This window comes from Mucilaginibacter sp. (assembly GCF_028288205.1).
Taxonomy (GTDB): domain Bacteria; phylum Bacteroidota; class Bacteroidia; order Sphingobacteriales; family Sphingobacteriaceae; genus Mucilaginibacter.
In genome coordinates this window covers 73,795-90,025 of record NZ_JAQBOD010000011.1, presented here as the reverse complement: position 1 = coordinate 90,025, position 16,231 = coordinate 73,795, and the positions used below count along the sequence as shown (strand labels likewise).

Below are 16,231 nucleotides of genomic sequence, written 5' to 3'. Positions count from 1 at the left end.
AATTGTAATAATTTGTAAATATTGATTAATATTTGGTTTTGAAAAAATTCAGCCTGCTTTTTCTTATAATTATTTCCGCCCTATCATTAAAAGCACAGGACAGCTATAATTTTTCCAAGTATGGTCTTGGCTTTTTTGCCAGTTATAACAAACCCTATGCCGACCTGAAAGAAGCCAACAGGGGCAAAACATATAATATTACCGGTTATTATAATTTATCGCCCTATATGCCTATAGGTCTTGAATTTCAGACGGGAGAGCTTTCGGGTGGTAGTATAATTACCGATGCCAACAGGCGGCAATACGATAATAAGTATAAAGCGTTTATTTTACATGGCGACTTAGGATTAGGTGAGGTCCTGGATTATGAGGGTGATTTTTTTATGAAAATTGTAAAAGATTTTTACGTTGGTACCGGTGTTGGGCTTATAAGTAATAATATGGCCTTTATACAGCGCACCAACCTTGACCCTAATGATGGGTATCCCATTGGCACTTATACTTTTCCCGGTAAAAACAGCAGCCTCAACCTGCTTGTACCCATACGCTTTGGGTATGAATTTAAAATATATAATGGCTATGATGAACCATTTATAGGCATTAATATAGGCTACATACACAACCTTACCTGGGGCGAAGGGCTGGATGGCTATATTGACCCGCCGAGCCATTTTAAAAACAATTCGCAAGATCAATACAGTCAAATAGTTGTTGGCATTAAGTTTAATTTTGGTGCCGCCTCATCATATACCAAACAAATAAATTAACATTGAATATTGAAGACCTGCGTGATTATTGCCTGCAAAAGCCGGGCGCTAACGAAGGATTTCCTTTTGGAGAAGAAACGCTGGTATTTAAGGTTGGCGGTAAAATTTTTTTAATTGCAGGTTTAGACAATGGAGACCGTTTTAACATAAAATGCGATCCGGAACTTGCCATTGAGCTTCGCGAACGTTATACAGAAGTACAGCCGGGCTACCACATGAATAAAAAAATGTGGAACACCGTTTTCATGAATGGCACACTAACCCGTAAACAACTGCTTGAAATGATCGACCATTCTTATGATCTGATCTTTCAAAGCCTCGCTAAAAAAATTCAGACCGAAATTATTGGCATTTCTGAATAATCCTTACCTTAAAGGGCATAATTTATTAAATCACTTTTATGAAACATCTTTTATTGGCCCTGTTAGCTTGTTTTACTTTTGGCGCAGGGCATGCGCAGCTAACCCCCTTCGAGTTAAGTAAGGATAAAAACTATACGGCAACTTATCATGAGGTTATCGCCTACTATAAAAAGTTAGCAGCTATAAATCCGCAAATGAAGTTGATCAATTACGGCACAACAGATATTGGCTATCCTTTAACGCTGGTTGTTTTATCGCGCGATAAGATTTTTGATCCGGCACTCATCAAAAAGCAAAATAAAAGGGTGTTATTGATAAACAACGGCATTCATCCCGGCGAGCCTGAAGGTATTGATGCCAGTATGATGTTTGCCCGGGATCTGCTTAAAAAGAAGGCGTTGCCTAAAAACGTAATAATATGTATTGTAGCGTTGTATAATATAGACGGGGCGCTAAATCGTGGTGTTAGCCGTATTAACCAAAACGGACCAAGCAGTTATGGTTTCAGGGGGAATTACCGCAACTTGGATCTGAACCGCGATTTTATAAAAGCCGATAGCAGAAATACACTTGCGCTTGAGCAGATAGTAAATACCTGGAACCCCGAAATATTTTTGGATAACCACACCAGTGACGGTGCCGACTATCAATATGTAATGACGCTGATAGAAACGCAAAAGGATAAGCAAAACCCCGTTCTGGCCGAATACACTTCAAAAACGCTTTCGCCCGAGTTATATAAAAGGATGAAAAAGAGCGGATTTGAAATGATTCCTTATGTTGAAAGCGGGCGCAGCGGCACGCCCGACAGTGGTATTGTTGCCTTCTTAGAAACGCCGCGTTACGCCACAGGCTATACTGCCCAGCATAACATCATCAGCTATATAACAGAGGCACATATGTTAAAGTCTTTTGACAAAAGAGTTTATGCCACTTATAATTTTATGCAGGCGCTGGTTGATATTAACGAGCGTGATGCCAAACTGATAGGCGAGTTAAAGCGTAAAGCCGATGAGCAGGTGAGCAGGCAAAAAACCTTTGCCATGAACTGGCAGCTTGACCGCGCAAAAGTAGATACCATTACCTTTAAAGGTTATGCGGCCATGTATAAAACCAGCGAGGTAAGCGGGCTGCGGCGTTTATATTATGATGAAACAAAACCTTGGACAAGAACCATTAAATACTACGATAATTATAAAGCTACAGAAACCGTTGATAAGCCCTTAGCCTACGTTATACCACAGGCATGGGGGAAAATAATTGACCTGTATAAGCTGAATAATGTAGTGATGCATAGATTAGCGCATGATACTACACTTGATCTACAGGTATACTATCTGGGCGATTTACCAGTACCCACCCGGCCCTACGAGGGGCATTACCTGCATACAGGTGTTAAAGTGATTCCGGTTGATGGGAAAATTAAATTTTACGCCGGCGATTACGTGGTATACACCAACCAACCACTTAACCGTTATATTGTGGAAACATTGGAGCCTGCAGGTGTAGATTCGTTTTTTGCCTGGAACTTTTTTGATTCTGTTTTAGATGAGAAGGAAGGCTTCTCATCGTACGTTTTTGAGGAAGTTGCTGCCGATCTGCTCAAAAAGGACCCGGAACTGAAAAAGAAACTGGATGACGAAAAAGCAAAAAACCCGGCATTGGCTAACAGCGCGCAACAGCAATTAACATTTGTTTACCGTAATTCGCCTTATTATGAAAAAACAAACAGGCGCTACCCGATAGGCCGGATATTGACAGATACTAAACTCGACTTTAAAAAATAAATGGAATACATAACATTCGCACCTGTAGCATCATTCATATTTGCTATAACTATTGCAACTTCGCTATTGGCGTTCTCTAACGAGAACTTGTACGGCAAAATGATGCTGCACCCTTACAGTGTATACCGAAAAAAGTATGTATATACACTACTTACCAGCGGCCTTATACATAAAGACTGGATGCACCTGTTCTTTAACATGCTATCCTATTATTTCTTTGCTTTTCAGTTAGAAGTATACATTGGCCACTGGCAATTTGGCTTATTATATATAGCAAGTTTAATTTTAAGTGATCTGCCATCTGTTGCTAAACACAAAAACGATTTTTGGTACAATAGCCTGGGCGCATCCGGCGCGGTTAGCGCGGTGGTATTTAGTTATATCATGTATTCGCCCATGACCAGGTTGATGATCATGCCATTGCCAATACCTATTCCGGCTATTTTATTTGGCGTGCTTTATATGGTTTATTGCAGCTACGCTTCCAGATATTCAAAAGATAATATTAACCATGACGCGCATTTGTTTGGAGCGCTTTGTGGTATTGCCATCACCATAATTCTTAACCCTAAAATAGTGCCTATATTTTTACACCAAATTAGTGGGGGAGTGCAATCAATTCTTCACTAACAAAATTACCATCGGCATCAAACAAAAAACTCATGGGCTCTTCGGGGTTTTTAATGATCTCTAACAGCAGGAAGCCCCAGTTTTTCCAGAAACTTTCCAGTACTTGTCCGTAAATTTTGTTTTGCCAATTATCAAACAGGGGTTTGCTGCTCATTCCGCGTAGCGGCATGGCCTCAATGTAAACCTCTTCGTCAACAGGCAGAATATTATATTCGGGCAAGCGGTTAAACAGGTAGGCCGAGTAAAACACCCGCCCGCTAAACTCTTCAAACTGTATGGGATGCAGGGTTTGATCGCCTATTTTCGCTAACATTTCGCGGTGATAGTGGCGGTTGGCCCCGTTATCCTGGAAACAAATTATCAGGCCAAAATCTTTTATGCGTAAAGAAAAGGTAAGCGTATTGATCTCATCGCGGTAGCCAAATTCCTGCTCATTATTGCTAACCTTAAATAAAAACAGGCTGAACGGTTTAAAATCTTCAAATAATATAGGCTGATTAATGCTTTGCAGCATTAAATGCAGGTTACTGAATTTATGGATGATAGATTGCGAAATGTTAAACTCTTCGCCTTGCGAACGCTGTAGTTTAATGCCGGATTGTACCTCATTAAATATGATGCCGTAAAGCAATTTGCCCGCCCATTGAAATAGCTTTAACTCTTCAAGCGCTTTAACCGCGTTATATCCGCCATCAAAAGCAGCAGCTATTTCGGCTTCTAACGGCTCTAAATAAGTTTCGTTAACCGTGGCCGAGCAGGGCAGCTTAATATCTTTGTAGGTAGCCATGCTTTCGTCCAGCAATTTAAATGGCTGGTCCTCCAGGTTATAAAGGCTCATTAACCATTGCGGAAATACCTGTATCTTTTCCTCTTCGCTGCTTAGGGTTTCGCCCGTAAGAAAACAGCTCCGGTTACTAAAGTTTGAAGCATCGAACGGCGAATATATTTTTGGTGGCATGCCACAAAGATAGTAATGTGATTTAGGTTAAGCAAAGCGTGTTTATTAACTCATCTCCCTTGTTCTGCTCACCCGCGCCATCCGCGAACGGGTGAACAAGTTCCCTCCCCACGGGAGGGGTGCGGCTGGTTGTGAAGTGGCAGGGAGGGGTTTCGCCGATATAAATCGCTTCATTTACCCCTCCCTGCACCCTCCCGTTGGGAGGGAATCGCACCGCCCGCCGCTTCTTTAGCATCTTTCTAACACCCCTAATTGCAGATCCTCCCGCTTTTAGGACAGGATGGAATATTCCGACCAAAAGCGAATCTTGTTACACGCGAGTGTGAAACAAAATGTAACAAGTGAAACAAGATTTCGGGTTAATATATTGAAAATAAGCATTTTGCCAAAAAGTGATGTAACAAAATGTAACAACTTATTCGTCAGTATTTTTAGGTATAATATTATGCTTTTTCATTGACAATCAAATAATTACAAATTGCTAATTTTAGAAGTGGTGAAACAAGATTTTGAAACAAGATGAAACAAAATCACGCCATTGCTGCTGGCGCATGTATGTAGAGATGGCAAGCGGGTAAGGGTACTTCTGACATCACTATAATACTATTTGCATGGTGGTATAGGCACAAGTACGCCACGCTTGGCTTGCACCAGTGGACGGAATGGAATATCCCGACCAACATTGGACCTGACCCCACCTGACCTACCCTTGCACCATCTTTTGGATTAATTGCCACCGCACCCGGATCGCAGATCCTCCCGCTTTTAGGACGGGATGGAATATCCCAACCAACAAGAATATCCCGACCAACAAGGACGGGTGGAATATCCCTCGACCAACATGGGTTACCTTTTCATAGAATCAAATAAACTGTGAATAATTTCTTTGCCAATATGATAATTATCAACTACTTCATTAATTGTTAATGTTGGATTTCCCCTATGTACGAATACATGACGGCAAATGATCAGGTTGTCGTATGAACTTTTTAGACTTTTCCCATGACTCAATAAATATAAAGCTTCTTTGCTATTTACGCTTGTTTCAAACTTTTGCAAGTATTTACCTCCAAATACTTTTATCTGATTGCCTTTTAGATCGCCTAATTTTATTTGACCATTAATGCGAGAAAGATATTTTTCGACAAAGTGTCCAAAAACCAAATGTTTCCTTGTGGCAAAATCACTAAAAATATCTTTGATTGCAAGTTCATAAACCGTAATTGAGCTAACCGATAAAAACCCTGCATAACTTGCTAAAATTGCTGAGTCGGTTATCGTTGAAAGGTAAGGGGTTAAATTAATGATAAGATTATCAGTTGAAATAAATCGATCAGAATAAGCCATACTATTTTATCAGCTTGTCATTAACATATTTAAATCTAGCTTTTACAATTTTTTCATCTGTTGTTGCTAAAGTAGTATAATCTACAAAAATCGGATCTACTATCAGGTCCTCGTATCTGTTATGTAAATTACTTGGAAGAGTATTCAAATTTTTTAATATCACACAAAATACAGAGTCGAAAACCGACGTATTCAAGGGTCCACGGACATTAAAAGGTTTTTTTCTTAGTTGTTCATTAATTATCTTACAAGTATTTTTAAAGTCCTCGCTAAATTTTTCAATAATGCTTGGCGAAGGATTTTTATACTTATTAGCAACTTTGTTTAAAAATTCTTTCATTGGTTTTTCATAAGAATCTAGATGATATGATAACCCATAAACTCTTAAAATCAATTCCACGTCTTTTTGGTGTTTATCTATAGGAGTCTTAGAAAGAATTGCCCTCCAATTCTTATCTGTATTTAACTTTCTTAAAGAGTTTAAAAAACCTCCTCTAAAAACACAATTTCGAATTTCTTGTGGAGCAAGGGGTGTACCACCCGTGTTTAACCGTTCAAAAATATGGTAAACACTAGTACTTTCCTCTTTTGGGGACAATTGTCTGATGTTAATAGCTCTTAATACTGATCCTTCTAATTTTCGCCTGTCTTTTGGTTCCAAATCGGAAAATCTTTTATTATAATAAGGACTTCTTTCGTTTAGACTACTTAGTCTAAATATTTGCCTTTTACCCTTTGAATTTTCAATTCCAAAATATTCTTCAAAAAAGTAAATAACGCTTAACAACCTTTGTTGCCCATCAATAACAAGACTTTTATTATCATCATCTATATATAAAAATATAGGGGGTACTGGAAGTCCAACCAAGAACGATTCAATCAAAAGAGTAGATTGCTTAATTTTCCAAACAAACTCTCTTTGAAAATCAGGTATAACAATATCCTTTCTATCCCACATTTCCTTTAAGCTTCGCAAGCTTAAATCCGAAGGATACGATGTAATGTCATATTCGACTAATACTTCGTTCGAAGAATCATCTTCTGGAAATAATTCTAAATTGGCACTATTATCTTCTTTCATTTGACTATAGTTAATTCTTATGCTAAGTTAATTTTTTCTTTTTTGGTTTTAATACCGCAAACAAATCAGCGGTATATTGCTCATACAAGGCAAATAAAAATTCCATACGGTTGGCATCGGTTGTAAAGGGTTGTGGGCGATAGGCCAAATCAACTGCCTTATCTAATGCCTGGTGTGCCTTTGCTAATACTGGCGGCATTGTTAGGGGGTGGTATAAGTCAGCAAGGCTGCTATTGGGGAATAATGCTCTTGCATCTAATACATTTTGCGCTGCATTTTCTATCGCTTGCTTTTGTTTATCTGTAGGATTAAGTGGCCAGGGGTAATTATTGTAAACAATGTCTTTTGAATATCTAAAGTCGCTTTTTAACCGTCCGCAAATCGACTTAACCCAAGCCATATGCATTGTTGATGTTAATATGCCAAACTGATAAGGAATTGCGTTGGGGATAGACATACACGTATCGCTTACTATTGAATTTTTATCAAAAAATCCAATAGGTATATAAGGCCTATTTTCGGATGATACTCTTGGTATGACAATGAAAGTTTCAGGTTGATTTCTATCTCGAAATAATGTTGGTGTAGCAGCGAATTTTTGCGTTGAAGGAGCAACACTATTTAATCTGAATTTTTTTACCAATTCAACTCGTTTCAATACTTCCGGCATTTTTTTTAGCTCACTCGGCTCTGCGTTTAAAAGCCACAAACACCAACGCTTTTCGCCATTTAAAAATTCATATGCTGAAATTAACGGCTTTATATATTTCTCTGCATCGGGTTCTTTTAAAATAAATTCATCCTTTTCTGCATCGGAAAAAAGCAAATTTCCACCATCTAAGGGCATATTTCCAAAATTCATTTTTGGCACATTGCAAATAGGATTTGATTTTTTTTCAATCAATATATTTTTTGCATCTACCAAATAGGGGTTTATATTTTTTGCTTTAATCTCATGCGCATCACCTTTTATATCATCATATTCATAGATATACTTATTGTTTGTTTCAAAATTAGCCAAGCCAATAATAACACAATAAACAGCAGCATTACCTTTGGCTTCATTCCTCCATTTAAAGGTGCGATGTGCGAAGTGTATGGTAATGTTATACTTATTCAGCATTTGTCCCCATAATATGCTGGTTTGCTCGCCTTGTACAATTGAATTGGTAGACACAAATGCTACTTTGATGGTGGTATCCTGAATGTATTTTGCTGCTTTAATATACCAACCTGTTACATAATCCAATGTGCCGCTTCCGTCTACGTTGTCAAGCAGCTTTACAATTTCATCGCGTTGCGATTGCTTCATTATTTTGCTGCCAATAAACGGCGGGTTTCCTAATATATAACTAAGGTCTGTTTTTGATACAACAGTTCCCCAATCAGTTTGTAGTGCATCAGCATGTACAATTTTCGCCGATTTTTTTAATGGAAGCCTCACAAAGTATTGGCCAAATTCTTGACTAATAGCCATATTCATCTGATGGTCCATTAACCACATAGCAACTTGCGCTATTTGTGCTGGGAATTCTTCATATTCAATACCATACATCATATCCACATCACACTGTACAAGATAGTTCACATTCATCTGCGCTTCCCGCGCTACTTCCTGTCTAATACCCTCAAGTTTCAATCGCTGTCTAATAATTTCTATTTCAAGCAATCTTAGTTCGCGATAAGAAATAATTAAAAAGTTGCCGCAGCCGCAAGCAGGGTCAAGAAATTTAAGTTCACTTAATTTTTTATGAAATTCTGCTAATTTATTTTTATTGCTCTTAACTACTTCAAATTCTTTCAAAAGTTCATCTAAAAACAAAGGTTTAATAATTTTTAAGATATTCTTTTCACTGGTGTAGTGTGCGCCCAAGTTTCTACGCTCTGTAGGGTTCATTACGCTTTGAAACATTGAACCAAAAATAGCGGGAGATATGCTGCCCCAATTTAAACTGCAACATTCAAGTAATGTATTTCGCATTGCTGTATCAAACGAAGCAGGTGGCAAGGTTTCTTCGAACAGTTTGCCATTTACATACGGAAATTGGTTTAATTGGTTATCTATATTTTTAAGCCTTTTTTCTTCGGGTGTATTTAATACATAAAACAACTCTGATAAACGAGCAGCCAAATCGCTGCCATCTTCGGCTGTACGGTCGGTTATAAAATCAAATAATAGGTCTTTTTCAAAAATGGTTGTATCCTCGGCAAACAAGCAAAACAGCAAACGCACCAAATACAACTCCAAAGCATGACCAGTATAACCAATTTCTTTTAGCCTGTCGTGCAGCTTGCCCATTAAATTGGCGGCTTTTATATTTACAGGATCCTGCTCTTTAAAAACCCGCTTTATATATCCGGCTATAAATCCAAAATGCTGTATATGGTTTACAAAATCGCCGAGGGTAAAACTATGCATATCGCCTGTTTCATAATCATATAGGCGAAAGTGTTGAAAGTCTGAAATTAAAATGTATTGGGGTAGTTCGTGTTGCTTAATGCCCTGCAAATATTCCTTGGCCTGTTGGTATGCTTTGTCCAGATTTTTGCCCTTGCTTTTCATTTCAACAAGCAAAGTGCCTTTCCAAAGCAGGTCAATATAACCGTCGTGGTGGTCTAATTTTTTAACCTTATGTTCAAATGTGGCTATTTTTTTACGCGTAACGCCGAATACATAAAAAAAGGCATCTAAAAATGGTTTGGCATCCGCATCTTCAATAAAGGTATCTGCCCATTCTTTTGAGAAAGAAAGCGCACGGTCTTTAATTTCGTTCCAGCTTAAAGGCATAATATATTAGAGGTGATAAGCACTTAGGTACATGTTTTACAGAGACCTGTAAATTAATAAAGAATTGTGGAGATACAAATTTAAATATATGCACTAAGCTGGCGCAATATTCAGTGTAAGCCAAAAGCGTGGTGTATATGTGCTTATAACATCATCCTATTTGATTTGCATGTGAAGAGATTGCTTCGTTCCTCGCAATGACGGTGCGATGAAGGTGGGTGTTTACATGATGGAGCCCGGCGTGCTTGTGCCTATATGAAACAATTATTACCCCACCAACAGCCATCATTTTTAAAAGAATAATTTAGCTTTGAGCTTATAACATGAAACTGACTTATCAACCCTTCGAACTGGAATTAAAGTACCCGTTTACCATAGCCAAATTTTCGCGTACATCAACCCCGCTAATGCTGGTACAGGTTGAGCACGAGGGCCAAACAGGTTATGGCGAGGCTTCAATGGTGCCCTACATGGGCGAGAGCCATGAAAGCGCCGCCACATTTTTACGTAAGGTAAATATAGATCAGGTTAAATTTCCCTTTAATTTTGAGGCGATAATTAATTACCTGGATAGTATTGCGCCAGGCAACCCGGCTATAAAAGCCGCCATAGACATTGCCCTGCACGACCTGGAAGGAAAGTTATTAAAAAAACCCTGCTGGCAACTGGCAGGTAGCAACCACGCGTTAATGCCGGTAACCAGCTTTACTATTGGCATGGATACGCCCGAAGTTTTCCTGAAAAAAGTAAAAGAAGCCGAAGGTTTTAAAGTGATAAAAGTAAAATTAGGCAGGGATAGTGATCAGGAACTGATAAACATTATCCGCTCGGTAACCGATGTGCCAATTTATGTAGATGCCAACCAGGGTTGGACAGACCGGGCACAAAGCCTTGACATGATTTACTGGCTGCAGGAGCAAGGTGTGGTACTAATTGAGCAACCCATGCTAAAAACAGATATAGATGGCAACGCGTGGCTAACCGAAAATAGCCCCATACCTATTATTGGCGATGAGGCTGTACAGCGCTTGCCGGATGTGGAGAAAGCAAAAGGTGTATATCATGGCATTAACGTTAAGCTCATGAAATCGGCAGGGATGTATGAGGCGCGCCAGATGATAGTAAAAGCAAAAGAGCTGGGATTAAAAGTATTGATGGGCTGCATGAGCGAAACCAGCTGCGCCACCCTTGCCGCCGCCGCTTTGGCTCCGCAATGCGACTGGGCCGATATTGACGGACCATTCCTGATTAGCAACAACCCGTTTAAAACGCCTGATTTTGTGGAGGGTAAATATATATTGGGTAATGAGCCGGGATTGGGAATTAAATTAAATTAAGACGAATTGCCTCAAATTAGCACTAACTAAATTCGTGCAATTCGTCTTAATTCGTGTCAATTAGTGTATATGTCTTCCCATTCAAACTAAACTCATCCCCAACCTTAAGCCCTTTCATTTTTAATGCAATAGGCGATGCCGGCGATATTGCAAAATATTGTTCGCCATCAACATTAAGCGTACCTGCACTTATGGCTAAATAAAAATTGCCATTATCGGTAATTACCACGCTGCCGGTTTCTACCTGTTTAAATTCTGCAGTGGTATTAACCAGGTTAAGCGCTACCTTTAATTTGTTAGCTTCATTTAACTGGGCCATATTACGGTTGGTTTCCTGTTGCATCATTTCTCTGCCGGTTTCGTATTTATCGCCGGCGCTGCTTTTGGTATCATCGCTTGCCGCTTTTTGCGCCTCTTTAATTCCCTGTTCGGCGGCTTGCATGCGTTGTTGCACATAATCCAAACATTGCTGGTATAGCTTTTCTTTTAAATGGCTCATGCCTGTAAATGTAAACATTACAACAAAATAAAAGCCCCCGTACACTCGCTGCTTGGGGGCTTTCAACCTAAACCTTATCACATTGTAAGCTTGCGCCTACACATACATTAACGTAATTTATGCCGTTTTAGTTGTCTGCACCTATAAATTTTTAATAATAATGATAAAATTATGACGGTAGGTTTTTATAGTGTAAAAATTGCCGGTTCTTATTTGGATTTAATTTAAATAAGCAATACATTTGTTCAGTTAACGTATAAATATGAGGCTTTCACAACTTGAAGTAGGAGAAAAAGGTATTGTAAAAGAGTTTACTGATCTTGAAATGTCAATTAAATTAATGGAAATGGGATGCTTACCCGGCGAAGAGATAAGGGTTGACCGCATTGCCCCCATGGGCGACCCAATTGCCATTAATGTATCCGGATACCAGTTGAGCTTGCGTAAACGCGAAGCCTCAACAATAATTTTACATTAGTTTTTTAATTAAGTTGAAAGCCGATATAAGAGTTGCACTTGTAGGAAATCCAAACACCGGTAAATCAACTCTCTTTAATGTACTAACCGGTTTAAATCAAAAAATAGGAAATTTTCCGGGGGTTACTGTTGATAAAAAAGTTGGTTACAGCAAACTGCCGGATGGCCGCGTAGCCGAAATTGTTGACCTGCCCGGCACCTATAGCCTTTATCCAAAAAGCCAGGACGAATCCATCGTATTCTCTGTATTGGCTGACAGGGCAAACCCGCTAAGTCCGGATCTGGTTATCGTCATTCTTGACGCATCAAACCTTAAAAGAAATTTACTGCTATACAGCCAGGTTGCCGATTTGAAAATACCGGTTATCATAGCGCTGAACATGATGGACCTTGCCAAAAAAGCAGGAACGATCATTGATGTTGCCCTGTTTTCAAAAACCCTTGGCGTACCCGTGGTACCCATATCGGCAAGGAAAATAGAGGGCATTGAGCAGCTTAAAACAGCTGTATCTTACGCTAATAAAATAGCACTGCAAGAAGACAGCATAGATGTAAGATCAATAGCCCCGCAATTAATCGAAAGTATAAGTAACGAACTGAATCTTGATAATCCTTACTTTGCCTTACAGCTTGCACACCAGCACGAAACCTTAAAATTCCTATCGGTTGAACAATCAGACCGTATTGAGGAACTGGAAAAGGAACATTCGTTCCACTCGCAAAAAGCACAGGGGACAGAAACCATTGCCCGCTATAATTTTATTAACGACCTGTTATATGATACGGTTAAAAAGCCCGATACCGCCGGCGACGAAACAACAAGCAACAAAATAGATAAGGTACTTACCCATAAAGTATTTGGCTTTATATTATTTTTTGCCATACTGATGTTTATGTTCCAGGCTATATTTTCGTGGGCGGCCTACCCGATGGAATTAATAGCCGACGCGTTTGTATGGGTGCAAAACACACTGCACCATATACTGCCAAGCGGCCCGCTAACCAGCTTATTGGTTGATGGCATAATTGCCGGCTTAAGCGGCGTAATGGTGTTTATACCGCAGATAGCTATACTGTTTGCCTTTATATCTATACTGGAAGATACCGGCTATATGTCGCGGGTTACTTTCATGATGGATAAGCTGATGCGTAAGGTTGGCTTAAACGGCAAATCTGTTGTACCATTGATAGGTGGCTTTGCCTGCGCGGTACCATCTATCATGAGTACCCGTACTATTGAAAACTGGAAGGACCGCATGATAACCATTATGGTTACGCCATTGGTAACCTGCTCTGCAAGGCTGCCGGTTTATACGTTACTTATCGCATTGGTGGTGCCTAACCGCAATGTTTGGTGGTTGTTTAATTTACAGGGATTAGCTTTAACCGGCATGTATGTATTCAGCCTGGTATCAGCAGTGGTGGTTGCCTGGGTGTTTAAGTTTATTTTAAAGAGCCGCGAGCGGGGCTACTTTATAATGGAGCTGCCCGTTTACCGCATGCCGCGGTGGAACAATGTAGCTTACTCCATGTATGAGCGCTGTAAATCGTTTGTTTTGAATGCTGGTAGCGTTATTATAGCCGTATCCATCGTATTATGGGTAATGGCATCCTACGGGCCGGGCAATCGTTTTGAAAGGATAGATCAGAAATATCAACAACCGCGATACAAAACAGTAAATGCAGATCAGCTGCAAAAAGATATCGCTTCCGAAAAGCTGGAAAGCTCCTATGCCGGTGTATTAGGTCACGTTATTGAACCGGTTATCCGTCCGTTAGGTTTCGATTGGAAGATAGGCATCGCCCTTATTACCTCCTTTGCAGCACGCGAGGTATTTGTAGGTACCATGGCCACCATTTACAGCGTAAACGGCAATGCCGACAATATACAATCGGTACAGCAGAAAATGCATCAGGCTAAAAATACCCAAACCGGGCAGCCGGTATTTACCTTTGCGGTAGCATTTTCGCTAATGATGTTTTATGCCTTTGCCATGCAATGCGCCAGTACCGTGGCTGTAGTATACCGCGAAACCAAAAGCTGGCGCTGGCCCGCCATACAGTTTGCTTATATGACGGTATTGGCTTATGTGGCGAGTTTTGTGGCGTATCATCTTTTAAGGTAAAAGGCGAAAGGTAAGGTTTTGCCTTTCTGTTTGCTAAGTGCTTTGTTTCACGCGAGAGTGAAACAAAATGAAACAAGATTTTGGCTTAACCAACTGAAAATAAACAAATTACGAAAAAGTGATGTAACAAAATGTAACAACTTTATTCGTCTGCTTTTTTATAGGTAATTGCTATATAATTTACTGGGTAATCAAATTATTATGAATCGGTTAATCTCAACAGCATGAAACAAGATGAAACAAAATTGTAATAGCAACCATCTTCAAAAAACAGCATCAAAACCTTTCGCCTTTCAGCTTTTACCTTTCACCTTAAAAAAACTATCTTTGAACAGAGGTAAGAATTGGATAAAGTAAAAGTTTTAGAAAAATATCTTCCGCCTGACGCGGCACCATTGATTGGCCGCTGGATAGATTATTTTAAGTGCGAGTTTAAAATTTCACGCAATCGCGGCAGCAAGTTTGGCGATTACCGTGCGCCGCACCTGGGCAAGGGGCACCGCATCTCTGTAAATTACGACCTTAACCCCTACGCTTTTTTGGTGACCACCGTACATGAGTTCGCGCACCTGCACACCTGGAACGAGCATAAGCAAAAAGCAAAACCCCACGGCACCGAGTGGAAAAACAACTTCAAAAAAATGATGCAGCCTTTTTTTGAAAAAGAGGTTTTCCCTGCGGATGTTAAGCATGCCATAGTTAGTTACCTGAATAACCCCGCGGCATCCAGTTGTTCTGATCTGACCCTGTATCGCTCTCTCCGCAAATATGATGCGCCCAAGGAAGATATACATACAGTGGAGAAGCTGCCACTGCACGCTGTATTTAAATTAAAGGACGGCCGAATTTTCCGCAAGGAAGAGAAGCTGCGCAAGCGGTATAAATGCGTAGAGTTAAAAACCAAACGTATTTACCTGTTTAGCCCGGTGGCTGAAGTTGAGTTGATTAACGATTAGATAGCAACATGATCCGATTAATCCCCATTAGCCTATACTTCTTAATTTCATTATTAGCCATTTTTAAAGCGCCTACCTACCACCTATGGCTGTTGGCCGTTTTAGTAACTGAGTTTCCGCTGATTTTTGCAGGTATTACCACTTTGTTAACCGTATGGGGTATATGGGTTCAATTAGCCGGAATGCTTATTGGTGTTATGGCCGTGCTGTTGTTTTTTTCACCAATTGTAAGCGCGTATATTATTTCAAGCAGTTTAAAGCCGGGTTTGGCGGCAGCCTTTGGCAAGGATAATAATAACGCCCAACCTTTTAGCCTTGGTAAACTATTTGCAGGTAATAAGGATGTGCCTTATAACACCGCAACTTATGTTACGTATCGGGATACCACTTTAACCCTCGATTTTTATCCCTCTCAAATCCCCGGAAAACGGCCATGCGTTATTGTAATACATGGCGGCTCCTGGAGTACCGGCGATAGTAAACAATTGCCCGGACTTAACAGCCATCTTGCAAAATTGGGATATAATGTTGCGGCCATAAATTACCGCATGGCGCCCAAATATCATAATCCGGCGGCTGTAAATGATACGGAAGCCGCATTAAAGTACCTGCATGAGCATGCAGCCGAACTTAAAATAGACACCAATAATTTTGTATTGCTGGGCCGGTCGGCAGGTGCGCAAATAGCTTTGTTGGCCGCTTATATGCTGCACAATAAAGGCATAAAGGGTGTAATAGATTTTTATGGCCCTGCGGATATGGTTTGGGGATATTCTGCTCCGGCCAGTCCGTTGGTTATGGATTCAAGAGGTGTAATGGAAAGTTATTTAGGGGGTACGTATAAACAGGTTCCGCACAATTATGTGGCAAGCTCGCCTATAGAATTTGTAAACCGGCTATCTGTCCCGACGCTAATTATTCACGGATATAATGATGTTTTAGTAGCCTATGAACATAGCCGGCGATTAAATGAAAAGCTTCAGCAAAATGGCATTAAACATTATTGGCTCAAACTGCCCTGGGCAACGCACGGGTTTGATTATAATTTAAATGGCCCGAGTGGGCAACTATCAACCTATGCAGTTGATGGCTTTTTAAAAGCGATTACTAAATAGG

Annotated in this window: 14 protein-coding genes; 9 read left to right on the top strand and 5 right to left on the bottom strand. The window is 40.0% G+C overall.

Annotation, left to right across the window (positions count from 1 at the left end):
* Nucleotides 1-38 precede the first annotated feature (38 nt).
* The 4 genes from JWR23_RS02595 to JWR23_RS02580 are packed head-to-tail and all read left to right on the top strand — an operon-like array spanning nucleotide 39 to nucleotide 3,546.
* A complete protein-coding gene (locus tag JWR23_RS02595) occupies nucleotides 39-767 on the top strand; it encodes a hypothetical protein (RefSeq protein WP_299512577.1) in 729 nt (242 codons plus the stop codon).
* Between the two features lie 2 nt (nucleotides 768-769).
* A complete protein-coding gene (locus tag JWR23_RS02590; RefSeq protein ID WP_299512572.1) occupies nucleotides 770-1,129 on the top strand; it encodes an MmcQ/YjbR family DNA-binding protein in 360 nt (119 codons plus the stop codon).
* A gap of 38 nt (nucleotides 1,130-1,167) precedes the next feature.
* Nucleotides 1,168-2,916 carry a M14 family zinc carboxypeptidase gene (locus JWR23_RS02585; protein ID WP_299512569.1) on the top strand — a complete coding sequence of 583 codons (1,749 nt, stop codon included), beginning with the start codon at nucleotides 1,168-1,170 and terminating at the stop codon, nucleotides 2,914-2,916.
* Nucleotides 2,917-3,546: a rhomboid family intramembrane serine protease gene (locus tag JWR23_RS02580; RefSeq protein WP_299512566.1), complete on the top strand. Its 630-nt coding sequence runs from the start codon at nucleotides 2,917-2,919 to the stop codon at nucleotides 3,544-3,546.
* Here JWR23_RS02580 and JWR23_RS02575 read toward each other — a convergent pair.
* From JWR23_RS02575 to JWR23_RS02560, 4 genes are all read right to left on the bottom strand, one after another.
* Nucleotides 3,515-4,504 (bottom strand): hypothetical protein, encoded by a 990-nt coding sequence (locus JWR23_RS02575; RefSeq protein WP_299512563.1) that lies wholly within the window; start codon nucleotides 4,502-4,504, stop codon nucleotides 3,515-3,517. The genes JWR23_RS02580 and JWR23_RS02575 overlap by 32 nt on opposite strands.
* 846 nt (nucleotides 4,505-5,350) lie before the next feature.
* The gene (locus JWR23_RS02570) at nucleotides 5,351-5,851 is read right to left on the bottom strand and encodes a HEPN domain-containing protein (protein WP_299512561.1); all 501 of its coding nucleotides are present in this window, start codon (nucleotides 5,849-5,851) and stop codon (nucleotides 5,351-5,353) included.
* Nucleotide 5,852: 1 nt separating this feature from the next.
* Nucleotides 5,853-6,932, bottom strand: a complete 1,080-nt coding sequence (locus tag JWR23_RS02565) for a DUF262 domain-containing protein (RefSeq protein WP_299512558.1) — start codon at nucleotides 6,930-6,932, stop codon at nucleotides 5,853-5,855.
* A 22-nt stretch (nucleotides 6,933-6,954) separates the two neighbouring features.
* On the bottom strand, nucleotides 6,955-9,720 hold the full coding sequence (locus JWR23_RS02560; RefSeq protein ID WP_299512556.1) for a DNA methyltransferase: 2,766 nt from the start codon (nucleotides 9,718-9,720) through the stop codon (nucleotides 6,955-6,957).
* A 323-nt stretch (nucleotides 9,721-10,043) separates the two neighbouring features.
* Here JWR23_RS02560 and JWR23_RS02555 point away from each other — a divergent pair, with 323 nt between their 5' ends.
* Nucleotides 10,044-11,057, top strand: a complete 1,014-nt coding sequence (locus tag JWR23_RS02555; RefSeq protein WP_299512553.1) for a dipeptide epimerase — start codon at nucleotides 10,044-10,046, stop codon at nucleotides 11,055-11,057.
* A 46-nt stretch (nucleotides 11,058-11,103) separates the two neighbouring features.
* Here the strand turns inward: JWR23_RS02555 and JWR23_RS02550 are convergent, their stop codons facing one another.
* Entirely contained in the window at nucleotides 11,104-11,574 is a 471-nt protein-coding gene (locus tag JWR23_RS02550) for a 3-oxoacyl-ACP synthase (protein WP_299512551.1), read from the bottom strand.
* A 244-nt stretch (nucleotides 11,575-11,818) separates the two neighbouring features.
* Here JWR23_RS02550 and JWR23_RS02545 point away from each other — a divergent pair, with 244 nt between their 5' ends.
* The 4 genes from JWR23_RS02545 to JWR23_RS02530 all read left to right on the top strand — a co-directional run bounded on the left by JWR23_RS02545 (nucleotide 11,819) and on the right by JWR23_RS02530 (nucleotide 16,230).
* Nucleotides 11,819-12,034 (top strand): FeoA family protein, encoded by a 216-nt coding sequence (locus JWR23_RS02545; RefSeq protein ID WP_299501705.1) that lies wholly within the window; start codon nucleotides 11,819-11,821, stop codon nucleotides 12,032-12,034.
* Nucleotides 12,035-12,047: 13 nt separating this feature from the next.
* The gene (gene feoB / locus JWR23_RS02540; protein ID WP_299512548.1) at nucleotides 12,048-14,159 is read left to right on the top strand and encodes a ferrous iron transport protein B; all 2,112 of its coding nucleotides are present in this window, start codon (nucleotides 12,048-12,050) and stop codon (nucleotides 14,157-14,159) included.
* A gap of 344 nt (nucleotides 14,160-14,503) precedes the next feature.
* The gene (locus JWR23_RS02535) at nucleotides 14,504-15,115 is read left to right on the top strand and encodes a SprT-like domain-containing protein (protein WP_299512545.1); all 612 of its coding nucleotides are present in this window, start codon (nucleotides 14,504-14,506) and stop codon (nucleotides 15,113-15,115) included.
* A gap of 8 nt (nucleotides 15,116-15,123) precedes the next feature.
* Nucleotides 15,124-16,230, top strand: coding sequence for an alpha/beta hydrolase (locus JWR23_RS02530; protein ID WP_299512544.1), 1,107 nt, complete (start codon nucleotides 15,124-15,126; stop codon nucleotides 16,228-16,230).
* Nucleotide 16,231 lies beyond the last annotated feature (1 nt).